The organism is Hyphomicrobium facile, assembly GCF_900116175.1.
Taxonomy (GTDB): Bacteria; Pseudomonadota; Alphaproteobacteria; order Rhizobiales; family Hyphomicrobiaceae; genus Hyphomicrobium_B; species Hyphomicrobium_B facile.
Genome location: NZ_FPCH01000002.1, coordinates 514,570 through 538,573, shown reverse-complemented (window position 1 = coordinate 538,573; position 24,004 = coordinate 514,570). Strand labels below are relative to the sequence as shown.

The window sequence follows — 24,004 nt, the reverse complement described above, 5'->3', positions numbered from 1 at the left end:
TTCGGCCGACAATGGACACGAGCCGCGCCCGGGCGCAAGCAGCCCGACGTGCCGCAGATCTCCGGTCAGGGATGTCAGAGATGCAGGGCGGGAATGACGCCGCCCGATTGCAGGAGTTTACCGGTCGCAAAACCCGCTAATCGCAGATCTTGGTAAACTTCCGCTGCGCCATATCGATGTGGAAATGGTTCCGGTGATCGTCGTTTGCTTCCGGCCCAAGCGTCGTTCCGAAGATCCGGCATGCAGCGGTGTGCGCCTCGCGCAGGAACGCCTTGACCTCGGGTTTCGGATTGGACGTCGAACGCCCGCCCACTTGCGACGTTTTCTGAGCTGGCGCGCCCTTATTGAGCTTCACGAGTGGCCCGCCAAGTTTGTTCGCGACGACCGGATCGGACGTTCCCAAAGTCGGCGTTGCGACGATCTCGGCCTCGCTGACGCCGTCGATGATTGTCGAACGCGCGAGTGAAGTAACAGCTGCTCCCGCGGTTGACGGTAGAGCTGACGGGAGCGCGGCCTGAGCCGGATTGGCCGCGATGGCCGTGCCTGCGGCCTTGGCAGCCGCTTCCTCTGCGGCGCGCTGTTCAGCGGCAGCCTCGGCCAAGATTTGGCGCTGCGGCTTTCCCCAGTCTTTAAGCACATCGGCCGTTTTCGTCGACGCAGTTACGAAACCGCCGATATCGAGCGCGTTCGCCAAGCCGTGCTCGCTGAGCTTCGTCTTCTTGCGGCCGTAAGCGTTGCGGCACGAATAGGAGCTCATTGTCTGGATCGTGATGATTTCGGATTTGAGGTGCTTGCGAGCGAGCGGCTGCACGTCGCCTTCGAACCAATTCACGAGAGACTCGGCGAGATCGCAGGTCACGATCGCCGGCGGCGACAACGCGACTTGCGGGTTCTGACCGATACTGATGAGTTCGATGGGAGCAGGCGTACCGCATGCACCCTCCTTGATCGGCTCATGCGGCAAGGCAACGGCGTGGATGCGCTGGAGTACGACCGCGCAATGCGCCTTGGCATCTGCGATCTCCGCTGCGGACCACGTCGGAGGCTCCTTCGGCGCTGCGGCAGTCGTCGCGGGATCGGCTGGCTTTGCGCCATCCTCCGGTTTCTGAGCGGCCTTCGCCGCGTCTGACGGAGCCTGAACGGGTGGTGCTGCGGCACCGGGCTCGGCCGCGGAAGTCGCCTCCGATGCGGGAGGCGTTGCCTTTTGCTTAGCCTGAGCATCAACCGGCATTTCGCCGACAAGCAATGAGACGACAAAAATGGCGGCGGTTGCGATGTACCGAAGGCGCGACTGTCTGGTGTCGTGCCCCGCGCTGGGGGATGTCGTCATTTCTGTCTGTACATCCTTCACGGCCGCTCTACAAAGTCGACGCGAGCGTTGATCTTGGCGGGAGCCTGAATATTCCAGAATTCCCTTTTCAGGCCAAGCTCATACTGATCTCAGCCGTTGATCCGATCGGGGATACGGCACGCGTCTGGAGTGTGGAAGACGATTCCATAGCCGCAAAATATGGCGGGTTCGCATGAAACAGGCCATAGCATCGAATTTCACAACCGAGTCGCGCCAGCGATACATACCGAGCATGCAGTGAACCAGCACAACACCGATCTCAAAACGTCGACAGTCGGACAGTCTCCGAAGATCATCGCGGACCGATCGCAGGCGCTGCAGACGTTCACGCTGAACCGGCCGAACGTCCTCAACGCCCTCGACGATGAGATGTGCCGGACGTTGAGCAGCGCCATCCCGACTGTCGCTCGCAATCCCGACGTCTACATCGTCGCACTTCTCTCGAATAATCCGCGGGCCTTCTGTGCCGGCGGCGATGTGCGGGCGCTGTCGGCTGCCGCAAAGGACGATATCGAGACCGCGAAGAGCTATTTCCGCAACGAGTATTCGCTCAACTGGCTTCTCGAATGCTTCTCGAAGCCGACCGTGTCGTTCATCGATGGGCTGTGCATGGGGTCGGGCGCCGGCTTGACCGCATACAACACGCATCGCATCGCCGGCGAAAATTTCAAATGGGCGATGCCCGAAACCAAGATCGGACTGTTCCCTGACGTCGGCATATCGCGCGTGCTGGCGAAACTGCCGTGGCCCATCGGAATCTATTTGGGTCTTACGGGCCGCGCGATCGGACGCGCCGATGCGCAATGGCTAGGTCTCGTTACGCATTGCATTTCCGCGACGCATTTTCCCGGCATACTCGCGAAATTGAAAGACGCCGAACCCGTCGACCCCATGCTCGACGCCATTAACGAAATTCAAGCGCCCGGCGATTTGCAAAAAGACCGAGGCCATATCCTCGAGCATTTTTCGGAGCCGACGCTCCAAGGTATTCTGCGGTCGCTGACGAACGCGGAGGCAAAAGGCTCGGAGTGGGCGAAGAAGACGCTGGCGGATCTCGCGAAGTGTTCGCCGATATCGCTGGCCATTACGATCCGCCATATTCAATCGGCGCTTTCGTTTGATATACGTCAAACACTCATCGAAGATTATCGTCTAGCTGTGCGCTGTATTGAGAGCCACGATTTCCACGAAGGCGTTCGCGCGCTGCTCATCGACAAGGATGGCAGCCCAGCATGGAAACCAAATCGATATGATGATAGTATTGCTGATGTAGTCGAAGCGTATTTTGCGCCATTGCCAGGGGCAGAGCTCGAATTGCCTAAGAGAACTGAGATGCAGGCAGCGCGAGTTTAAAAAATCTGGCTATATTGTTGTTAATTGTCGTCGCTGCGTTAGGACGATAGTTACCAATCCGGAGAATTCACCTGAATATTGGTTAAAAATTCATTCCAAACACACCCCCCTACTATTCTTTTACTATATCTATTTAGCCGAAATTCAGGCCTCCGAGTTATCAATTTGTCAAAACCCGGGCAAACCGGGTGGCGTCAAACAATTGCGAGGCAGGGTTATGAGTTTAGCGTACGATATGGCGCGTCACCGCGCGCCGGCCCAGGAAGAAGGGTTTCGCGGTGAATACCTTCAGGCGCTGCGTTTGATCGAGCGCCTGCATCGCCTTCTGCTCGACGTCATCAAGGACGAGTTTGATCGTCGTGGCGGAGCCGAGCTCAACAGCGTGCAGGCTTTGCTCCTTTACAACATCGGCGAGAGTGAGCTGACGGCAGGCGAGCTGAAGACCAGGGGTTACTACCTTGGGTCGAACGTGTCCTACAATCTTAAGAAGCTCGTCGACATGGGATACATTCACTACAAGCGGTCCGACACGGATCGCCGGTCGGTGCGTGTGAGCCTGACCGACAAGGGTCTCGAGGCGCGGGACATCGTTTCGAAGCTCTATCTTCGTCAGCTGGGCTCGGTGCAGACCGTCGGTGAAGTTTCCAACGAAGACGTCAAAGGCTTGAACAAGGCCCTGGTACGCCTGGAACGCTTCTGGTCGGATCAGATTCGTTACCGCCTCTAAAAACGGCCGACGCCAATAGCCTGCTTTTGAACGCCGTCGTCTGACGGGCGTTGAGGACTTCTCTGCATGCGCGGAGAGGTCCTTTTTCGTTCGCGAATACGGCAGCGATGAGCGCCTGTGGACATGCCCGCTGCCGAAAGCCGGGCTAGCATCTATCCGATGTCAAATGCTCGGATTTCAGATAGGGTAGCGGCAACGCAGATAGGAATCGCAAGCGCCGGGGGACGGACGTGGGCTTGGGGGAACGGAAGCTTAGGGCAGGCATCGGCCTGCCAAACCGGTTCTCAGACCGCCGGCTCGTAGCCAGCGTCCTGGGCATTGGATTCATTGCGATATCGGCCGTCGGCTGGCTGGGTTCCGGCGGCGCGGCAGCCCAAGGGCTCGGCTGGTTCAATTTTGGCTCCGGCAACGACGGCCCGTCATACACGAGCAACCGCACCGATCCAGACTTCGTCCGCGAATGGGAAGCCAACCCGCCCAAAGGCTACGCGACGCTCGCCAAGGCAAATATCGAAGCGACCAAGATGGCGGTCCGCCAGTACACGATGATCGTGGGGAAGGGCGGCTGGCCGCAAATTCCCGAGCCCCCGCCAAAGACACCCCGTGACAGTCTCATGCAGTACGGGACAACCGATCCCGCCGTCGCATTGCTGCGCGCCCGCTTGGCGGCCTCGGGAGACCTGCGCAGCGCCAATACAACCTCGAGCTATTTCGACAACGACCTCGAGAAGGCGCTTCAGCGGTTCCAGGCATCGAACGGCCTGACGCCGACCGGCATCGCCGACAAGCGGACGATCGCCGCCCTGAACGTGTCCGCGGACGCCCGCCTGAAGCAGCTGAAGGTCAATCTGGGGCGCTTGCAGGAAGCCATTCCGACAACATCGAAGAGATACGTCGTCGTCAACATTCCGGCGGCACATATTGAAGCCGTCGAGAATGGCGCCATCGTTGCCCGGTACGCAGGCGTCGTCGGCAAGCCCGAGCGTCCGACACCTCTTCTGCGCACGCCGATCACCGACCTCAACTTCAACCCTATGTGGCGTCTGCCGCCGACGGTCGTCTCGGAAGATCTGATCCCGCGTGGGCGCGAGATGCAGAAGAAGGGCCAGAACGTTCTGGTGAAGTTCGGCATCGACGCTTACGCAGGCGGCAAGAAGGTCGATCCGCAAAGCATCAACTGGGAGCGGGTGACGCCGGGCACCTACACGTACAGCCAGCAGCCGGGCAAGGAGAACCCGCTCGGGTTCCTGAAGATCAACTTCGACAGCGCCCACTCCGTCTACATGCACGACACCCCGTCGGATCGTATCTTCGGCCGCAACTTTCGTTCCGAAAGCTCGGGCTGCATCCGCGTCCACAATATCGAAAATCTGGCGGCCTGGTTGCTCGCCGATCAGCAAGGCTGGAATGCCGACAGGATCGCGCAGCTGAAGGAGAAGGGGCAGCGCCTGGACGTTCGCTTAAAAAAGCCCGTTCAATTGTTGTTTGTCTACATCAGCGCCTGGGCGACCGAGGATGGGGTCGTGCAATTCCGGCGCGACATTTACCAGAAGGACGGCATCGGCGAGGTGGCAGCGTCCTATTAACGTCTCGATGCCACCATACCGTCTCGATGGCATCATAACTTCAAGATGCGGGAGGGCTGATATGCGCCCGTCGACTTGCCGCCAGAGCCTTGAGCTGCCAGAAACAAAACCGCAGACTCAGACGAAAGGTCTTCTGACCTGACCAAATTTTCATCCTCTGCGCGACGAAACGGCACTGGTCCTTTCAGGCCCCTGGGTACATAAAAGGACCAAAATAATGAACGGCCGTGCTTTAGGGAGCGGAAACCGACTGATGAACTACGAGCAGATGCTCTCGGACGCCCTTGATACTGTAAAGCGTGAGGGACGTTATCGGGTTTTCGCTGATGTGAAGCGCCGCAGAGGCGCCTTCCCCAAAGCTGAAGTCGTCAAAGGTGAAGCTGCAAAGCAGATAACCGTTTGGTGCTCCAACGATTATCTCGGCATGGGCCAGCACCCGAAGGTGCTCGCAGCGATGCACGAGGCCATTGATCTCGTCGGCGCCGGTTCCGGCGGCACGCGCAACATCGCAGGCACCACCCATTACCACGTCGAACTCGAGCGCGAGCTTGCCGATCTCCACGGCAAGGAAATGGCCCTTCTCTTCACGTCGGCGTTCGTCGCCAACGAGGCCGCGCTATCGACGCTCGCAACGCTCTTTCCCGGCTGCGTGATCTTTTCCGACGAGAAGAATCACGCGTCGATGATCGCTGGCATTCGCAACGGCCGCGGGCCGAAGCAGATCTTCGTTCATAACGACCTCGCCGATCTCGAAGCGCGCCTGCAGAAAGTGCCGCGCGACACGCCGAAGATCATCGCCTTCGAGAGCGTCTATTCGATGGACGGCCACGTGGCGCCTATCGCTGCGATCTGCGATCTCGCAGAAAAGTACAATGCGCTGACGTACCTCGACGAGGTCCATGCGGTTGGGCTCTATGGCCCGCGCGGCGGCGGCGTCGCCGAGCGCGACGGCGTCATGCATCGGATCGACATCATCAACGGCACGCTCGCGAAGGGCTTCGGCGTCATGGGCGGCTACATCGCAGCGTCCAAGACGCTGTGCGACGCCATCCGGTCGTATGCCCCGGGCTTCATCTTCACGACCTCGCTGGCGCCCGCGATCGCGGCCGGCGCACTCGCGTCCATCCGCCATTTGAAGTCGAGCAACCTCGAGCGTGAGCAGCACCAGGAGCGCGCCCGTGCTCTGAAGCGGCGCCTCGCAGCGGCCGATTTCCCGGTCATTTCGGGGCCGAGCCATATCGTGCCCGTGCTCGTCGCCGATCCGGTGCGTTGCAAGGCCCTGACCGACGTGCTGCTCGATCGCTACGGTATCTACGTTCAACCGATCAACTATCCGACGGTTCCGCGTGGCACCGAGCGGCTGCGGCTGACACCATCACCCCAGCACACCGACGCCGATATGGAGCATCTGGTCAACGCCCTGACGGATCTCTGGTCTCAGTGCCCGCTGGCGCTGATCGAGAGCCTTGCCGAAGCGGCTGAGTAAGGCCTCGCGGGAACGCCCGGAGAGGCACCGCCTCAGTTGCGCTGCAATACCTGCAGCCCGCGCCTTTATTACGCGGGTGCGGATAGAGTTGAGCGCTGGCATAGTAGCTCGCAACTATGGTTGAAAGCCGGTCCGGGCTTGCTCCAAAGTGCCCGCCAGCGCTAAAAAAACGTTTCCCCAATTTAGAGGAAAGCCCATGTCGACTGCACCGGCAGCAACTTCGCAAACCTCGCGCTTTTTCAAGGCGCACCTATCTGAAACCGATCCCGAAGTCTTCGGCGCCATCCAGAAGGAATTCGGACGCCAGCAGCACGAGATCGAGCTGATCGCTTCGGAGAATATCGTCTCCCAGGCCGTGCTCGATGCTGCAGGCTCGGTCCTGACGAACAAGTACGCGGAAGGCTATCCGGGCAAGCGCTATTACGGCGGCTGCCAGTACGTCGACATCGCAGAACAGCTCGCGATCGACCGCGCCAAGAAGCTGTTCGACTGCGGCTTCGCCAACGTGCAGCCGAACTCGGGCAGCCAGGCGAACCAGGGCGTCTTCAACGCGCTCGCCAAGCCCGGCGATACGATCCTCGGCCTGTCGCTCGCAGCCGGCGGTCACTTGACCCACGGCGCGAGCGTCAACCAGTCGGGCAAGTGGTTCAAGGCCGTGCACTACATGGTGAAGCCTGACACCCACCTGATCGACATGGATGAGGTGAAGAAGCTCGCCCACGAACACAAGCCGCGCATCATCATCGCCGGCGGTTCGGCATATCCGCGCAAGATCGACTTCGCCGCGTTCCGCGCGATCGCCGATGAAGTCGGCGCGCACTTCCTCGTCGACATGGCGCACTTCGCCGGTCTCGTTGCAGCCGGTCTCATCCCGAGCCCGTTCCCGCACGCTCACGTCGTCACGACGACGACGCACAAGACGTTGCGCGGTCCGCGCGGCGGCATGATCCTGACGAACGACGAAGACATCGCGAAGAAGGTCAACTCGGCGATCTTCCCTGGTATCCAGGGTGGCCCGCTGATGCACGTCATCGCCGCAAAGGCCGTTGCCTTCGGCGAAGCGCTGCGTCCCGACTTCAAGGTCTACATCAAGGGCGTCATGGACAACGCCAAGGCGCTGGGTGAAGTGCTGGTCCAGAACGGCTTCGCGCTCGTCTCCGGCGGCACCGACACGCACGTCGTGCTCGTCGATCTCCGTCCGAAGAAGCTCACCGGCAACAAGGCCGAGAAGTCGCTCGAACGCGCTCATATCACCTGCAACAAGAACGGCATTCCGTTCGACCCCGAGAAGCCGATGGTGACGTCGGGCATTCGCCTGGGCTCGCCCGCCGGCACGACGCGCGGCTTCGGCGTCGCGGAATTCCAGGAGATCGGCCGTCTGATCACCGAAGTTCTCGAGGGCTTGGCGAAGAACGGCGAAGAGGGCAACGCTGCAACTGAAGCCGCCGTCAAGGCGAAGGCGACGGCGCTTTGCGAACGCTTCCCGATTTACGCCTAAGCTGAACTTAAGCCTGAGCTGAACGCTCGGTTTGTTCGATCGAGAGCGCCGGATACGTCCGGCGCTCTTTTTATTTGGGCACGATGTTCGTAATGCTCTTCGCGGTGTGACACCGCTTCGCGCGAACACTCCCGGAACACGCTATAAGTAACGATAATCTCGCGTTCCGGGCTACGATGGGTCAAAGCACGTCTTTTCTCATTGTTGAAAACCTCCCCGTAGGCCATCTCGGGAATGTGTGCCGCCGCCGGAATCTGGCTTGTGGTTAAGACGAAGCCGGTTTGAGCGGGCCAGTTTGAGCGAGAAAGAGGCGGCGCCGATAGGGAGCGGTCGCCGATTGCGAGGAGCTAAAGATGCGCTGTCCATTTTGCGGAAGCGAGGATAGCCAGGTCAAAGACAGCCGGCCGTCGGATGAAAACGCCGCGATCAGGCGCCGGCGCATCTGCGCCGACTGCGGCGGTCGTTTCACCACGTTCGAACGCGTCCAGCTTCGCGAGTTGACCGTCGTCAAGCGCTCGGGCCGCAAGGTCCTGTTTGATCGCGACAAGCTTTCGAAATCGATCTCGGTCGCGATGCGCAAGCGTCCGATCGAGCCCGAGAGGATCGATCGTCTCGTCTCGGGCCTCGTACGCCAGCTCGAAAGCTCTGGCGAAACGGAAATAACGTCTGCCGAAATCGGCGAGCTCGTCATGGCGGCCTTGCGCGAGCTCGATCCCGTAGCGTATGTGCGCTTCGCGTCCGTGTATCGCGATTTTCGCGATACCGCGGACTTCCATGCCGTCCTCCGCGAGCTCGCGAGCGATACCCTCGAGCCGCTCGATCTCAACGAGCGGTTCGGTACTCCCGCTCTCGACAAGATCGTGAGCCAGAAGAAGCACTGAGCGGAGCCTATGTCGAGTTTCCCAAGTCGTGCGTTCGACGACGAGATGATGGAGATCGCGCTCCGTATGGCCGAGCGCGGACTTGGCGCAACGGCACCGAACCCATCCGTCGGCGCCGTCATTGCCGATGAGGCGACAGGCGAGCTGATCTCGCGCGCGAGGACGGCAGACAAAGGCCGTCCGCATGCCGAAACGACCGCGATTGCAACGGCGGGAGAAAGAGCGCGCGGCGCCACGATTTACGTCACGCTTGAGCCGTGCTCCCATTACGGCCAGACGGGCCCATGCGCCGATGCGATCGTAACGGCAGGACTGAAACGTGCAGTCGTCGCGATCGAAGATCCTGATCCCCGCGTCGCCGGCCGCGGTCTCGATAGGCTGAGACAAGCGGGAATTGAGGTCGTTCGGGGCGTCGGCGCTAGCCGGGCGCGATGGCTGACGCGAGGCCACGTCGTTCGCATCACCGAGCGCCGTCCGCTCGTCACCCTGAAGCTCGCCGTCGACGAGAAGGGCGACATCGCGCGTGGCTCGGGCACCGCACCTGTCTGGGTCACCGGTGAAAGAGCGCGCGCTCACGGCATGCTGTTGCGCAGTGAATTCGACGCGATCCTCGTCGGCAGCGCGACGGTCAGAGACGATGATCCGGAACTGACGTGCAGACTGCCGGGCCTGATAGGCCGCTCGCCCGTTCGCATCGTTCTTTCGCGCTCGCTCGATCTTTCGCCGCGCGCGAAGCTGTTTCAGAGCGCGGCCAAAGTTCCGGTTTGGTTGATGACGGCTGGAGACGCCGACTCCGGAAGGAAAAGTGCGATCGCGGCCGGAGGCACGGATATCGTCGACGTCGGCGTCGTCGGAAATACGCTGTGGCTGCCCTCGATCATGGAAGCACTCGTTGCGCGCGGAATAACCCGGTTGCTCGTCGAAGGCGGCCCGGCGATATGGCGCTCCTTCGCGGCAGCCTCTCTCGTCGACGAGATCGTTCTTTACATGGCCGGCAACCCGACCGATCTCGATGCACAAAATACACTCTCGCGCTGGCTCGGCCCGCTCGGAATGACGGCCGTCGAACGGCGGACAATCGGCACCGATACGATGTGGCGGCTTCGCCGCTTAGCGGACAAGGCGGACAAGGCCTAGCGGACATGGAAGGACGCTGATCAGATGTTTACCGGATTGATTACGGATGTCGGCGAGGTGATCGCGAAATCGCCCGGCGGCTTTACCTTGAAAACGGCTTACGCGCTCAAGCCTGAAGAGACAGGGCTTTCAATCTGCTGCGACGGCGTATGCCTCACGGCGACGGCCATAACGCCGCGTGCTGATGGAGCCGAATTTTCGGTCGACGTTTCCAACGAGACGATGGCCAAGTCGACGCTCGGCAGCTGGCAACCCGGCAAGCGCGTCAATTTGGAACGATCCTTGCGGGCTGGCGACGAACTCGGCGGTCACATCGTGTCCGGCCACGTCGACGGCGTCGCCAAAATCATCGCAATCACCCGCGACGGCGACAGCAAACGCTTTCTTTTGGAAGCGCCCGAGCATCTTTCCCGCTATATAGCTGCCAAGGGGTCTGTCGCGTTGGATGGGACCTCGCTGACGGTCAACGAGGTTGCGGAAGCCCGTTTCGGCGTCAATCTCATTCCGCACAGCTTGACGGTGACGACCTGGGGCGCGAAAACCCCCGGCGATCTCGTCAATCTCGAAGTCGATGTATTCGCGCGCTACGTTGCGCGCCTGATGGAGTTTCGCCCATGATGTCGGGCACGACAAATTTGCAATCCGCGGGTAGCAACAGCGCGCTCTCGCCGATCGAAGAGATCGTCGAGGAAATGCAGAATGGCCGGATGGTCATTCTCGTTGATGCCGAAGATCGCGAAAACGAAGGCGACCTCATCATCCCGGCGCAGATGGCGACACCCGACGCCATTAACTTCATGGCCAAGCATGGCCGTGGGTTGATCTGTCTCGCGCTGACGCCGGCGCGCGCCCACGAACTCAATCTCGATTTCATGGTGCGCTCGAACGGCTCGCGCAACCGCACCGCCTTCACGCAGTCGATCGAAGCACGCGAAGGCATCTCGACCGGCATATCCGCTTTCGACAGGGCTCGCACGATCTCGACGGCCATCGATCCGACGAAAGGCGCAGCCGACATCGTCTCTCCCGGTCACGTCTTTCCGCTGATCGCGCGCGACGGCGGCGTCCTCGTCCGCGCAGGCCACACCGAAGCGTCGATCGATCTTGCGAAGCTCGCCGGTCTTTCGCCTGCCGCCGTCATCTGCGAAGTGATGAACGAAGACGGCACGATGGCGCGCATGGCAGACCTCGCCCGCTTCGCCAAGCACCATGACCTCAAGATCGGCGCCATCGAGGATCTGATCGCCTACCGGTTCAAGAACGATCGCATCGTCAAGCGCATCGCTCAGACACCCGTCGAGACGACGACGGCCGGCAGCTTCGATCTGCACGTCTACGAGACGACGGTCGAGACCGGAGAGCACTTGGCGCTCGTCAAAGGCAACGTCTCCAAGGGCGGTCCCGTCCTGGTGCGCGTCCATGCCTTGAACGTGCTGCACGACGTGCTCGGCATTGACGGCCACACCGAGAGCGGCACGGTCATCGAACAATCGATGCGCGCCATCGAAGCCGAGGGCCGCGGCGTCTTAGTTCTCATTCGAGACTTGCGTCCCAAATCCGTGTCTGATTGGGTGACGCGGAGAAACACACCGGGCGCGCTCGCAGACTTGAGCAAGGAACGGCGCCAAGTCGAAATCGGCGTCGGTTCGCAGATCCTTGCGGACCTTGGCGTCAAGGACATGGTGCTTCTCACGACACAACCGCAGCATGTCTACGTCGGCCTCGAAGCGTTCGGGCTGCGTGTGACCGGCACAAGAAAAATCGAGTAGCACGACACATGATTCAGAAAACCCCAGGAGCACCGCGGGACGAAAAGAGCGCGGCTCCGATTCGCGCGCATATCCTTTTCATCGAGGCGCGCTACTACGACGACATCGCCGATATGCTCATCGAAGGGGCGATCGCCGAGTGCAAAAAGCGCGGCGCCACATACGAGCGGATTGCCGTCCCGGGTGCGCTCGAAATTCCCCAGGTTTTGGCCGCCGCGGCGGACGCGCGCTCAGCCGGACGGACCGCGTTCGACGGTGCCGTCGCTCTCGGCTGTGTCATTCGCGGAGAGACAGCGCACTATGACATCGTGTGCAATAACGCGAACCACTGGATGATGGATGTGGCCATGCGCCAGAACATTCCCGTCGGCAATGCCATTCTCACAGTCGATACGCGCGAGCAGGCAGTGGCACGCGCCGAAGGCGGAATTACAGGTAAAGGCGGCGATGCCGCGCGCGCATGCTTGCGGCTTATCGAGGCGAAGCGCGCTTTCTGGGAAACGACGGCATGACCGCCAAAGGCAAATCCAGGCTGGAGGAAATAACGCCTCGTACCGCAGCTCGGATTGCGGGCGTGCAGGCGCTCTATCAGATGGACATGGCGGGAACGGACGTCAACGATGTCATAGCCGAGTTCATCGAACAGCGCTTTGAAGGCGATAATCGCGATGAAGTTCTGGCGACGGCTGATCGCGTTTTCTTCGCCGACATCCTGCGTGCGGTTCTGCGCCGGCAGCGCGAAATCGATCCGATGATCGACGAGCAGCTCGCGATCGGCTGGAGCCTGATACGCGTCGATTCCATCTTGCGGGCCATTCTCCGGGCAGGCGTCGCCGAACTCGTTGATCGGGCGGACGTTCCGGCCCGCGTCGCCATCAACGAGTACGTCAATGTCGCGCACGTCTTCTTCGACGACGAAGAACCCCGCGTGGTGAACGGCGTGCTCGACAAGATCGCGCGAAAGGTTCGGGGACACGAATTCGTCAGGCGAGTAACGCCATCCTGAGGACGTAGCGCGCGAGCGCTGGGCTTGGAGAGTATGCCGCCAACGCACGCCAACGCGCCAGGATCAGAGGATCGGCCAGAAGATCGGCCAGCAGATCGCGTCGAAAGCGAAACCGATCTCGTGCAGACCTATTTGGCGCCGCTCGCGGCAGGTAGCGCGGGCGCATTCGGACTTCGCGACGACGCCGCACTGATCTCTCCCGAGCCCGGAACCGATCTCGTCGTCAGCAGCGATCCCATCATCGCGGGCGTACATTTCTTCATCGACGACGCGCCCGAGGACGTCGCCTGGAAAGCGCTCGCGGTCAACGCCTCGGACATGGCTGCAAAGGGCGCAAGACCGCTCGCCTACATATTGACGCTCGCCCTGCCGGATGCGCCCACCCGTGCCTGGATGACGAGATTCTCCGATGGCCTCAGAAGCGCACAGGAAAGCTTCGGCTGCCGTCTCATTGGCGGCGATACGGACCGCACGCCCGGTCCGCTTTCGATCGGCATAACGATCTTCGGTGCCGTGCCGGCCGGTAAATTCGTGCCCCGCCTGGGAGCGGCAGCCGGCGACCACGTCTTCGTCACGGGAACCATTGGCGATGCGGCGCTCGGACTTGCCGTCCGCAGAGACGCCTCGGCTTTCGAAGGGGTTTTGAGCGACGACGAGCGCGCCTTCGTTCTCGGCCGCTATCTCCGTCCGAAGCCCCGGCTGGCGCTCGCTGAAACATTGCGAAATCATGCGTCCGCCGCGCTCGATATTTCTGATGGTCTGATGAAGGACCTCGCCCGGCTCGCCGGACCATCGGGAATTTCTCTCGGCCTCGGCTCCGTCCCCATGTCTCCGGCCGTCGGTGCCGCACTGGCCCATGACGCCGCCGTCGCGAAAACGGTCCTAACCGGAGGGGACGACTATGAGCTGCTTGTTGCCGTCCCTCCCGCCGCAATCGCGGATTTCAAAATCGGTGCCGAACGAGCAGGCATCGCGATCAGCCGTCTGGGTGTGCTCGAGGCCGGGCGGAAATTCGAAATTCGCGACCAACACGGAACGCTGATCGACGGGCAGCAGTTGGGCTACGACCATTTCTCCCGCTAGGCCGTAAACAGGCGGCGAAGCGGGGCTCGCCTGCAACACAGATCTGCATTTCGGCCTCTGGCTGCGACGGGATTGGGTTGGTAGATCGTCACTGTTTGGCCATATGGGTGCTGGTACTTAAGTGGCTGAAAAGGCACGTGTGCTGCCACATAGATGAGCGGCGTCGAAATTCAAAAGCGTAGCCGGAAGAAGTTTTATAACTGGTACGCATCATTTAGCGGAAAGCCGGGCAAGCGGGATGAGGGATTTGGTTTTGACAACGCGGTTTGGAACTTCGGTTCTGAAGGCTGCCGCGCTGATGCTGGTTGTTTCGGTCATTCAGCTTCTCCCGCAGTTCGCGACCGAGGGTCACGCGCAGATCAGCCTTTGGGATCAGATCCAGGGACCGAGCTTCGGTCGTGGCGCGAGCGATACCCCGCCGCCGCCGACACCGGTTGCGCTCGATGACCTGAGGCCGGACGCAACCCCGTGGCGCAGCGACGTGATGCTCAATGCCGTCGCCGCGGCGATCGAGCGTTACCAGAAGATCGTCGATAGCGGCGGCTGGCCGGTCGTTCCGCAAGGACGCATGCTGCGTGAAGGCGATGATGATCCGCGCGTTCCGATTCTGCGGAAGCGTCTGAGGATCAGCGGCGACATGCCCGCAAAGGGCTCCTACTACGATGTTCAAACGTTCGACTCTGAACTGACGGAAGGCGTGAAGCGCTTCCAGAAGCGCAACGGCATCCGCGAGACGGGGCGAATCGAGCAATCGGTCTATCCCGTACTGAACATCACGGCCGAACAGCGCTTGGCGCAGCTCAAACTGAACTACGAACGGCTTCGCGGCCTGATGCAAGGCGTCGAAGAGCGGTACGTGCTGGTCAACGTTCCGGCATTCCAGCTCGAAGCCGTCGACAAGTTCGAAGTGCAGCTTCGCCATCGCGTGATCGTTGGACGGCAGGGCCGCGAAACGCCCGATGTCCGCGCGACGATCAAGGCGCTCAACTTCTTCCCATTCTGGCGCGTGCCCGACAGTGTCGCAACGCTCGACCTCATCCCGCGCCTCAGGAAGGAACCCGGCTACCTCGAGGAAGAAGGCATCCGCGTTTACAACGGCTACAACGGCCCCGAACTCGATCGCAAGACCATTGATTGGTCGTCGCCCCAGACCGCCAACTACAAGTTCAAGCAGGATCCGGGAGAAAAGAACGCGCTCGGTCTGCTGCGTTTGGACATGTCCAATCAATACGGCGTCTACATGCACGACACGCCGATGAAGAATCTGTTCGACCAGCGCAGCCGCGCCTTCAGCGCCGGATGCGTTCGCGTGCAGAACGTATTCGATCTGGGCGATTGGATCGCCCATTACGAGGCGGGTTGGGATCAGCCGGGCCGCGTCCGTCAGCAGCTCGATTCGGGCCAGCCCATGGAACTGAAGCTGACGCGTCCCATTCCGGTTTACTTCACCTACATCACGGCGTGGGCCGAGCCGTCCACCGGCGCGATTGAATTCCGCCCGGACATCTATGGCCGCGACGGCTCTGCGATGCAGATGTCCTATCAGCGCGACGCCGATGATGCCCCGCCTGCATCGGCCGCGGCGGCTCTCGCACCCTAACGTAGCAAGGCCGATCCCGGCAGGGATCGGCTTGTGACCTCGCGCAGCACGAAGCTCGAATGCAGTCGGGAAACACCGGGGAGCCGCGACAGCTGCTCCTTATGGATCCGCTCGAAATCGGCAAGATCTCGCGCCAGCACCGTGATCAGATAATCGTCCTGCCCCGACATCATGTAACAGGACACGATCGACGGCGCCGCTGCAGCCGCCTGTTCGAACGCCACGAGCAGATCCTGGTTCTGGCTCTCGAGGCTGATCTGCACGACGACCATCATCGTAAAGCCGAGGGCCTTGCGATTGACTTTGGCCTCATAACCCGAGATCACGCCTGACTGTTCGAGTGCGCGGATCCGCCGGCCGATAGCCGTGGGCGAGAGGGGCACCCGCTCCGCCAGTTCGACTTGGCTCTGGCGGCCATCGGCGAGGAGCGCGGTCAGAATCGCCTTATCCAGCGCATCCATCGCAATTTCCGCCATTTTCCAGCGTCCTTCAGCCAAGTGACGATGATTTGCTGCGAAATATCAGCCCAGGGCAAGCGGAATTGCTGGGTAACGGCGCAGCTTTTGTGCCAACCTACACCGTAGAAGAGCACGGCGGCCTATTGAGGCGCCAACCGAGGGGATCGAAGATGCGGATCGGTGTTCCTACGGAAATCAAGACTGACGAATTTCGCGTGGGTCTGGTGCCAGGCTCCGTTCGCGAGCTGGCTGCCCGCGGTCATGAGGTCATCGTCCAGTCCGGCGCCGGAGTCGGCATTTTCGCCGACGACGCCGTTTACGAAAAGGCCGGCGCTCGCATCGTCAAGACGGCGGACGAAGTGTTCTCCGAAGCTCAGTTGATCGTGAAGGTTAAGGAGCCCCAGCAGGCCGAGTGGAAGAGCCTGAAGTCTGATCAAATCCTGTTTACCTATTTGCACCTTGCTCCCGACGCCCCCCAGGCAATTGGCCTGATGGAATCGGGCGTCTCGGCGATCGCCTACGAGACGGTCACGGATCCCGCGGGCGGCCTGCCGCTCCTCGCCCCAATGAGCGAAGTCGCCGGCCGTCTTTCGATTGAAGCAGCTGCGATTGCTCTGCGCCGCCCGACAGGCGGGCGTGGCGTTCTGCTGGGCGGCGTTCCGGGCGTGAAGCCCGCGAAGGTCGTCGTGCTCGGCGGCGGGGTCGTCGGCACGCACGCGGCCCGCATGGCCGTCGGTCTCGGAGCCGAGGTTTCCATCATAGATCGGTCGCTCCCGCGTCTCCGTCAGCTGGACGAAGTCTTCAAAGGGCGCGCCACGACGCTGGCCTCGACGATGGAGACGATCGAGCACGAAGTGCTCGCAGCCGATGTCGTGATCGGCGCGGTGTTGATCGCAGGCGCGAGCGCGCCGAAGCTCGTCAATCGCGCGATGCTGAAGGACATGAAAAGGGGCGCCGTCCTCGTCGACGTGTCCATCGATCAGGGCGGATGTTTCGAGACATCGAAGCCGACCACCCACGCCCGCCCGACATTCGAAGTCGACGGCATCATTCATTACTGCGTCGCCAACATGCCGGGCGCCGTGCCCGTCACGTCGGCGCAGGCCCTCAATAATGCAACACTGCCATTCGTCCTGAAGCTTGCGGAAAGAGGCCTTGCAGCGTTTGATAGAGATCCCCATCTAGCAGCTGGGTTGAACGTCAAGGATGGACGCATAATGCATGCGGCAGTGGCCGCATCGTTAGGTTTCGACAGTGTAGAAACCAGTCGCGCTGTTCGTCTCGCTGCTGAGTAATTTGAAGAACCCCCGTGCCGCCGGATCCCTCACCGGCGGCCATCAAACCGGTCGCTCCTCCCCCCGGAGCGGCCGGTTTTCTTTTCCGGTACTTGTTCTCCGAAGCGTTCTATCGGCGACGTATTGCGCCACTAGGTGTGCCTTCGAAATGTCGCGAACGCGCGCGATGTTTTTTTTCAACGATTCATCAATGCCTGTGATCGTTTCGCGGTTTAGCGACGGATCAATTCGTTGGCCGCGTTAGGCGGGAAAGGCACATCGTTTCACGGTGGGAACGCATCCATGACCAAACTGAAAAAACTGATCGCATCATCTCTCGTCGCCGTCTCGATGACGGCAACGTTTGCAGCGACCGAGCAAGCAGCCGCAGCCCCGTTCAGTGCTGGCGTACCGGCTTTGGCGCAACACAACGGCGTGACGAACGTTGGTTGGCGCGGCGGCGGCGGTGGTTGGGGCTGGGGACCGGGAGCCTTCATCGGCGGTATCGTCGGCGGCGCGTTGATCGCGTCCGCAGTCGCCGAGCAACGCGCTGATCGGGCTGATATGAATCGCTGCGCGCGGGACTTCCCGGATTTCAGCTATCGGACCGGCACGTACATCGATCGCCGCGGCATCGAACGGGTCTGCCCGTATCTTCGCTGATTTGGCATTCGCGAGCTAAAGTCGTTCGCTCGCGGAACATTCCTTATTCTTAAAGAAGTGCGGCGCCGGATCGGATGATCCCGGCGCCGCATTTATTTTATTTCAAGCTCGGGAAATTGAACTCCGCGCCCTTGCGGATGCCGGCCGGCCACCGCGAGGTGACCGTCTTCAGGCGCGTATAGAAATGCACGCCTTCCGGACCGTAGATCGCATGGTCTCCGAACGCGGACCGCTTCCATCCGCCGAATGAGTGATACGCGACCGGAACCGGCAGCGGCACGTTGATGCCGACCATGCCGACTTCGATGCGATCCGCAAAGGCGCGCGCGGTATCGCCGTCGCGGGTGAAGATCGCGGTGCCGTTGCCGTATTCGTTCGTATTGATGAGATCGGCCGCTTCGTCGTAGTTCTGGGCGCGAACGACGGAAAGAACCGGCCCGAAAATCTCCTCGCGATAGATCGTCATGTCGCGCGTGACGCGATCGAACAGCGTGCCGCCGAGGAAGTAGCCGTTCTCATAGCCCTGAAGCTTCAGGCCGCGGCCGTCCACGACGAGCTTGGCGCCTTCAGCGACGCCCTTGTCGATGAGCGACGTGATGCGCCGCTTCGCGTCTGCCGTCACCACGGGGCCCATTTCGGATGCCGCATCCGATGCGGGGCCGACCTTCAGGTTGGCGACGCGCGGCGCGAGAGCTTCGACGAGTCGATCCGCCGTCTTCTCGCCGACCGGAACCGCGACCGATATCGCCATGCAGCGCTCGCCGGCCGAGCCGTAACCCGCGCCCATGAGAGCATCGACGGCTTGATCCATGTCCGCGTCCGGCATGACAATCATGTGGTTCTTCGCGCCGCCCAGAGCCTGGACGCGCTTTCCGTTGGCCGAACCGCGGCCGTAGATGTACTGCGCGACGGGCGTCGAGCCGACGAACGACACAGCCGAGATATCCGGATGGTCGAGGATGGCGTCCACGATCGTCTTATCGCCGTGCACGATGTTGAAAACACCCGCCGGCAGGCCCGCTTCCTGGAAAAGCTCCCAGAGCAGCATCGGCGCCGACGGGTCGCGCTCCGAGGGCTTCAAGATGAAAGTGTTGCCGCACGCGATGGCGACCGGAAACATCCACATCGGCACCATGGCCGGGAAATTGAAAGGCGTGATGCCGGCGACGACGCCGAGCGGCTGGCGATCCGACCAACTGTCGATGTCAGGCCCGACGTTGCGGCTGAACTCGCCTTTCAGGAGATGAGGAATTCCGCAGGCGAAATCGACGACATCGATCCCGCGCGCCAGTTCGCCGAGCGCGTCCGCATGCGTCTTGCCGTGCTCGCGCGAAATCGCCCGTGCGATCTCGTCGGCATTCTTCTCCAGAAGCTCCTTGAACTTGAACATCGGCCGGACGCGCTTCATCGGGGGCGTCGTGCCCCACGAAGCGGCGGCAGCCTTCGCCGCGGCCACAGCCGCATTGAGATCTTCCGCGCTCGACAGCGGCAGCCGCGCGACTTCCTCGCCCGTCGCCGGATTGAAGACGGGCGCGGTGCGCGCAGCGTGGACGGCGGCGCGGCGGCCGTTGATGGCATTCTCGATCATGTGCATGGGTATCTCGCTTCCAATATCGTCGCGCTCGATCGTGCGAGCTTGGATGTACCGTTTCTCTTCTCCCCTCCCCAGCGGGGAGGGGTCGGGGGTGGGGAGACGAGGCTAGTGACTGCCTGCGTTTTTCCACCGTCCGCTGAGTATCACCCCACCCCTAACCCCTCCCCTGGAGGGGAGGGGGAAAGAGGAATGAGGCGCCGCTCTCATCAGTAATCCGCCTTCAGCACCTTCGTGAAGATGTCGAACAGCTGGTCGATCTCACTCTTCGAAATAACGAGCGGCGGGGACAGAGCGATGATGTCGCCCGTCTGCCGGACGAGAAGGCCTGCCTCGAAGGCTTTGACGAACCGCTCGTAGGCGCGCTTTCCGGGTTGCGCCGGATCCGGATTGAATTCGACCGCGCCGATCAGGCCGATGTTGCGAATATCGATGATGTGCGGAAGCCCTTTGAGAGCATGCACGCGCTCTTCCCAATAGGGCGCAAGCTCGGCCGCGCGCGTCAGCAGGCCTTCCTCGGCATAGGTATCGAGCGTCCCGATGGCGGCCGCGCAGGCGACCGGATGGCCCGAATACGTGTAGCCGTGGAAGAAATCGATCATCCAGTCCGGGCCGTTCATGAAGGCGTCGTGGACGTGCGATTTGACGAACACCGCGCCCATCGGAACGGTGCCGTTGGTCACACCCTTCGCCGTCGTGATGATGTCGGGCGAGATGCCGAAGTAATCCGACCCGAACGAGGTGCCGAGACGGCCGAACCCGGTGATGACTTCGTCAGCGATCAAGAGAATGTCGTGCTTGCGCGCGATGGCTTCGAGGCGCTTCAGGTAACCTTTCGGCGGGATCAAAACACCAGCCGAGCAGGCGACGGGCTCGACGATGACGGCCGCGATCGTCGAAGCGTCGTGGAGCGCGACGAGACGTTCGAGATCGTCGGCAAGCTCGGCGCCATGTTCCGGTTCGCCGCGCGAGAACGCGTTGCGGGCGATATCATGCGTGTTGCGCATATGATCGACGCCCGCGACGAGCGCGCCGAACATCTTGCGGTTCGGGCCGATGCCGCCGACCGACATGCCGCCGAAGTTGACACCATGATAGCCGCGTTCACGGCCGATCAGGCGCACCTTCGAAGCGTTGCCCTTCGCGCGGTGATACGCAATCGCCATTTTGAGGGCAGTCTCGACCGACTCCGATCCCGAGTTGGTGAAGAATACCTGGTTGAACCCTTCAGGCGCGAGATCGACGAGACGCGTCGCGGCTTCGAAAGCGCGTGTGTGCCCCATCTGGAAGGTGCCTGCGAAGTCGAGCGTATCGACTTGCGCCTTGATGGCTTCGGCAATCTTCGGCCGGCAGTGACCGGCGTTGACGCACCAGAGACCTGACGTGCCATCGAGAACGCGCCGTCCATCGTTGGTGATGTAGTGCATGTCCTTGGCGCCGACGAACAAGCGCGGGTTCGCCTTGAACTGTTTGTTCGCGGTGAACGGCATCCAGAACGCTGCAAGATCGTTCGGTTTGATTTGGACGTTCATGGGTCTCTTTCCTCTATTTCGGTCTCGCCAGTTGGCTCCCCGAAGAGGAGCCGTCTGGGCCAATTATTTCATCTCTTCTCGGCCTCGGCGGCCGGCTCCCCGGAGGGAGCAGCTGAGGCCAATCATTCTCTTCGGCCTCGGCGGCCGGCTCCCCGGAGGGGAGTCGCCGAGGCCAATCATCAAGCAGCGCGAGCGACGGCGTCGGTCAGCGCCGCTTCGAAAACATCCATGCCCTCGCGAACCAGTTCATCGCTCGCCGTCAGTGGCACGAGAAAGCGGACGACGTTGCCGTACGTGCCGCACGATAGCAAAATCAGCCCGCGCTCGTTGGCGGCTTTGAGCAGCGCGGCGGTGAGTTCGGGCGCGGGTTCCCCGCTCGCCTTGTCCTTGACGAGTTCCACCGCGCACATGGCGCCGAGACCGCGCACGTCACCGATGCAATTGAGGTTCGAATTGCTCTGAAGCGACGCGCACCGATCCATGATGATCTTGCCGATGGCGTTGGCGCGATCGCAGAGCTTTTCCTCGTTGATCACGTCGAGCACGGCGTGAGCGGCCGCGCAGGCGATCGGATTGCCGGCATACGTGCCGCCGAGACCGCCGGGGTTCGACGCATCCATCACGTCGGCGCGCCCGACGATGGCCGAGAGCGGAAGGCCGCCTGCGAGCCCCTTCGCCATGGTGACGACGTCGGCCTTGACGCCGTAGTGCTCCATCGCGAAGAGCTTGCCGGTTCGCGCGAAGCCGGTCTGGATCTCATCCGCGATCAGCAGGATGCCGTTGTCGTCGCAAAGCTTCCTGAGCGCGACCATGAAATCCTTCGGCACGACATTGAAGCCGCCTTCGCCCTGCACCGGCTCGATGATGATTGCGGCAATGCTCGACGGATCGGCCGTGTGCTTGAAGAGAGACTTCAGGCTTCTGATGCTCTGCTCGGTGCTGCCGCCGTGATAGAGGTTCGGGAATTCGACATTGTAGACGTCAGACGGAAACGGTCCGAAGCCCTTCTTGTAGGGAACGACCTTGCCCGTCAGCGCCATGCCCATGTGCGTGCGGCCATGAAAACCGCCAGCAAACGAGATGATGCCGGAGCGGCCGGTGAACGCACGCGCGACCTTGACGGCATTTTCGACCGCTTCGGCGCCGGTCGAGGCGAGCATCGTTTTCGCGGGCCCCGGAATGGGTGCGATGGCATTCAGCCGCTCGGCGAGGCTGACGTAATTCTCGTACGGCGTTACTTGAAAGCAGACGTGGCTGAAGGCTTTAAGCTGCTCTTGGATCGCGGCCACGAGGCGAGGATGCTGATGCCCGGTATTGACGACCGCGATGCCCGCGCCGAAGTCGATGTAGCGCTTGCCGTCTTCGCTCCAGATTTCGGCATTCTTCGCCGTCTTGGCGAAGATCTGCGTGACGTTGCCGACGCCGCGCGGAACGGCGGCAACGCGGCGGGCCTGGAGTTCGACGGAGGTAGCCATTGTCGGTCCTTCAAATGGGCTGGCTGTCTATGATGGCTCAGCGGAGCAATAGTCGAATTGCCCCGCCGAAACTTGACTGCTAGGCGCTGATGCCGCCAAGGCAGATGAATTTCGTCTCGAGGTACTCGTCGAGACCTTCCTGGGCGCCCTCGCGGCCGAGACCCGACTGCTTGATGCCGCCGAATGGCACGACCTCGTTGGAGAAGACGCCCTCGTTGACGCCGACCATGCCGGCTTCGAGCGCCTCCGCCACCCGCCACGCCCGCGACAGGTTCTGGCTGAAGAGGTAGGCAGCAAGGCCAAACGGGGTGTCGTTGGCGATCCGGATCGCCTCGGCTTCCGTCTCGAAGCGGAAGATCGAAGCGACCGGCCCGAAAATTTCCTCTGTCGCGATGGCCATTTTGTCCGTGATCCCTGTCACGATGGTCGGCGAGAAAAACAGCGCCCCGTGATCGTCGGGCTTGCCGCCCATCTCGATTTTCGCGCCATGGGATACGGCATCCGAAAGCAGAGATTTCACCTTCTCGATCGCGTCCCCATTGATCAGCGGCCCGATGGTGGACGTCGCTTCCCGGCCCGGAGCAACGACGAGCTTTCCGGCGGCTTCCTTCAGGCTAGCGACGAACTTGTCGAAGATCCCCGCCTGCACGAGGATGCGGTTGGCGCAGACGCACGTCTGGCCCGCGTTGCGGAACTTCGAAGCCATCGTTCCGGCGACCGCCTGCTGCAAGTCGGCGTCGTCGAAGACGATGAGCGGCGCGTTGCCGCCGAGCTCGAGCGTCAGCTTTTTGATCGTATCGGCGGACTGGCGATAGAGGATGCGGCCAACCTCGGTCGACCCTGTGAACGTCAGTTTCCGGACGCGGTCGTCAGCGGTCAGAACCTTGCCGCACCCTGGACCATCGAGCGTCGTGATGACGTTGAACACGCCGGCAGGCACGCCCGCATCGACGGCGAGCTTCGCGAGGGCGATAGCCGAAAGCGGTGTCTCTTCCGAAGGCTTGACGACGATCGTGCAGCCGGCGGCAAGCGCGCAGCCGACTTTGCGCGTGATCATCGCGATCGGGAAGTTCCACGGCGTGATCGCGGCGCAAACGCCAATCGGCTGCTTGATCGTCACATAGCGGCGCGAAGCAACCGTCGTCGGGATCGTATGGCCGTAGGCACGTTTGCCTTCTTCGGCGAACCACTCGATGAACGACGCACCATAGGCGACTTCGCCGCGCGCTTCGGCGATGGGCTTGCCCTGCTCAGCCGTCATCAGCTGCGCAAGCGACTCCGTCTCGGCAATGATGAGATCGAACCAGCGCCGCAGGATGACTGCGCGATCCTTCGCGGGTTTGGCGGCCCAGGCCGGGAACGCCTTGGCGGCGGCATCAATGGCGCGCTTGGTGTCCTCCGGCGTCAGATCCGGCACATCTGCGATCTTCTCGCCCGTCGCCGGGTCGAGAACCGCGAACGTCTTCGGCGAGTTGACCCACTGTCCGTCGATGAGTGCGGCGGTCGGGAAGGGGGTCGAGGGCTTGATATTCAT

At 61.7% G+C, this 24,004-nt stretch carries 21 protein-coding genes; 15 read left to right on the top strand and 6 right to left on the bottom strand.

Annotation, left to right across the window (positions count from 1 at the left end):
• Nucleotides 1–136 precede the first annotated feature (136 nt).
• Entirely contained in the window at nucleotides 137–1,330 is a 1,194-nt protein-coding gene (locus tag BM399_RS09510) for an extensin family protein (protein WP_244531178.1), read from the bottom strand.
• A 258-nt stretch (nucleotides 1,331–1,588) separates the two neighbouring features.
• On the opposite strand from BM399_RS09510, the gene BM399_RS09500 reads away from it, so the two are divergent.
• The 13 genes from BM399_RS09500 (at nucleotide 1,589) to BM399_RS09440 (ending at nucleotide 15,477) form a co-directional block, all read left to right on the top strand.
• Nucleotides 1,589–2,704: an enoyl-CoA hydratase/isomerase family protein gene (locus BM399_RS09500; protein WP_244531177.1), complete on the top strand. Its 1,116-nt coding sequence runs from the start codon at nucleotides 1,589–1,591 to the stop codon at nucleotides 2,702–2,704.
• Nucleotides 2,705–2,921: 217 nt separating this feature from the next.
• Nucleotides 2,922–3,431, top strand: coding sequence for a transcriptional regulator LdtR (gene ldtR / locus BM399_RS09495; RefSeq protein WP_092867414.1), 510 nt, complete (start codon nucleotides 2,922–2,924; stop codon nucleotides 3,429–3,431).
• A gap of 230 nt (nucleotides 3,432–3,661) precedes the next feature.
• Entirely contained in the window at nucleotides 3,662–5,017 is a 1,356-nt protein-coding gene (locus BM399_RS09490; RefSeq protein WP_244531176.1) for a L,D-transpeptidase family protein, read from the top strand.
• Between the two features lie 253 nt (nucleotides 5,018–5,270).
• Nucleotides 5,271–6,503 (top strand): 5-aminolevulinate synthase, encoded by a 1,233-nt coding sequence (hemA, locus tag BM399_RS09485; RefSeq protein WP_092867412.1) that lies wholly within the window; start codon nucleotides 5,271–5,273, stop codon nucleotides 6,501–6,503.
• A gap of 196 nt (nucleotides 6,504–6,699) precedes the next feature.
• A complete protein-coding gene (gene glyA / locus BM399_RS09480; protein WP_092867410.1) occupies nucleotides 6,700–8,001 on the top strand; it encodes a serine hydroxymethyltransferase in 1,302 nt (433 codons plus the stop codon).
• 353 nt (nucleotides 8,002–8,354) lie between these two features.
• Nucleotides 8,355–8,882, top strand: coding sequence for a transcriptional regulator NrdR (gene nrdR, locus BM399_RS09475; protein WP_092867408.1), 528 nt, complete (start codon nucleotides 8,355–8,357; stop codon nucleotides 8,880–8,882).
• Between the two features lie 9 nt (nucleotides 8,883–8,891).
• Nucleotides 8,892–10,019 (top strand): bifunctional diaminohydroxyphosphoribosylaminopyrimidine deaminase/5-amino-6-(5-phosphoribosylamino)uracil reductase RibD, encoded by a 1,128-nt coding sequence (gene ribD / locus BM399_RS09470; RefSeq protein ID WP_092867406.1) that lies wholly within the window; start codon nucleotides 8,892–8,894, stop codon nucleotides 10,017–10,019.
• 24 nt (nucleotides 10,020–10,043) lie between these two features.
• On the top strand, nucleotides 10,044–10,637 hold the full coding sequence (locus tag BM399_RS09465) for a riboflavin synthase (RefSeq protein WP_092867404.1): 594 nt from the start codon (nucleotides 10,044–10,046) through the stop codon (nucleotides 10,635–10,637).
• Nucleotides 10,637–11,788: a 3,4-dihydroxy-2-butanone-4-phosphate synthase gene (ribB, locus tag BM399_RS09460; protein ID WP_092868144.1), complete on the top strand. Its 1,152-nt coding sequence runs from the start codon at nucleotides 10,637–10,639 to the stop codon at nucleotides 11,786–11,788. Before BM399_RS09465 ends, ribB begins: the two co-directional genes overlap by 1 nt.
• Before the next feature lie 8 nt (nucleotides 11,789–11,796).
• A complete protein-coding gene (ribH, locus tag BM399_RS09455; RefSeq protein WP_092867402.1) occupies nucleotides 11,797–12,300 on the top strand; it encodes a 6,7-dimethyl-8-ribityllumazine synthase in 504 nt (167 codons plus the stop codon).
• Complete coding sequence (gene nusB / locus BM399_RS09450; RefSeq protein WP_092867400.1) at nucleotides 12,297–12,794, top strand: transcription antitermination factor NusB; 498 nt, start codon at nucleotides 12,297–12,299, stop codon at nucleotides 12,792–12,794. Before ribH ends, nusB begins: the two co-directional genes overlap by 4 nt.
• A gap of 33 nt (nucleotides 12,795–12,827) precedes the next feature.
• Nucleotides 12,828–13,877 carry a thiamine-phosphate kinase gene (thiL, locus tag BM399_RS09445; protein ID WP_092867398.1) on the top strand — a complete coding sequence of 350 codons (1,050 nt, stop codon included), beginning with the start codon at nucleotides 12,828–12,830 and terminating at the stop codon, nucleotides 13,875–13,877.
• 253 nt (nucleotides 13,878–14,130) lie between these two features.
• Nucleotides 14,131–15,477, top strand: coding sequence for a L,D-transpeptidase family protein (locus tag BM399_RS09440; protein WP_244531175.1), 1,347 nt, complete (start codon nucleotides 14,131–14,133; stop codon nucleotides 15,475–15,477).
• Here the strand turns inward: BM399_RS09440 and BM399_RS09435 are convergent.
• Nucleotides 15,474–15,953: an Lrp/AsnC family transcriptional regulator gene (locus tag BM399_RS09435; RefSeq protein ID WP_092868143.1), complete on the bottom strand. Its 480-nt coding sequence runs from the start codon at nucleotides 15,951–15,953 to the stop codon at nucleotides 15,474–15,476. The genes BM399_RS09440 and BM399_RS09435 overlap by 4 nt on opposite strands.
• A gap of 152 nt (nucleotides 15,954–16,105) precedes the next feature.
• Here BM399_RS09435 and ald point away from each other — a divergent pair, with 152 nt between their 5' ends.
• Together ald and BM399_RS09425 are read left to right on the top strand one after the other, a co-directional pair.
• The gene (ald, locus tag BM399_RS09430) at nucleotides 16,106–17,230 is read left to right on the top strand and encodes an alanine dehydrogenase (protein ID WP_092867394.1); all 1,125 of its coding nucleotides are present in this window, start codon (nucleotides 16,106–16,108) and stop codon (nucleotides 17,228–17,230) included.
• A gap of 282 nt (nucleotides 17,231–17,512) precedes the next feature.
• Nucleotides 17,513–17,872, top strand: coding sequence for a hypothetical protein (locus BM399_RS09425; RefSeq protein ID WP_092867392.1), 360 nt, complete (start codon nucleotides 17,513–17,515; stop codon nucleotides 17,870–17,872).
• 97 nt (nucleotides 17,873–17,969) lie between these two features.
• Here BM399_RS09425 and BM399_RS09420 read toward each other — a convergent pair whose 3' ends face one another.
• From BM399_RS09420 to BM399_RS09405, 4 genes are all read right to left on the bottom strand, one after another.
• Nucleotides 17,970–19,466, bottom strand: coding sequence for a CoA-acylating methylmalonate-semialdehyde dehydrogenase (locus BM399_RS09420; RefSeq protein ID WP_092867390.1), 1,497 nt, complete (start codon nucleotides 19,464–19,466; stop codon nucleotides 17,970–17,972).
• Between the two features lie 206 nt (nucleotides 19,467–19,672).
• Nucleotides 19,673–20,995, bottom strand: coding sequence for an omega-aminotransferase AptA (aptA, locus tag BM399_RS09415; protein WP_092867388.1), 1,323 nt, complete (start codon nucleotides 20,993–20,995; stop codon nucleotides 19,673–19,675).
• Nucleotides 20,996–21,174: 179 nt separating this feature from the next.
• A complete protein-coding gene (gene gabT, locus BM399_RS09410; protein ID WP_092867386.1) occupies nucleotides 21,175–22,470 on the bottom strand; it encodes a 4-aminobutyrate--2-oxoglutarate transaminase in 1,296 nt (431 codons plus the stop codon).
• Nucleotides 22,471–22,549: 79 nt separating this feature from the next.
• Nucleotides 22,550–24,004 (bottom strand): NAD-dependent succinate-semialdehyde dehydrogenase, encoded by a 1,455-nt coding sequence (locus BM399_RS09405; protein WP_092867384.1) that lies wholly within the window; start codon nucleotides 24,002–24,004, stop codon nucleotides 22,550–22,552.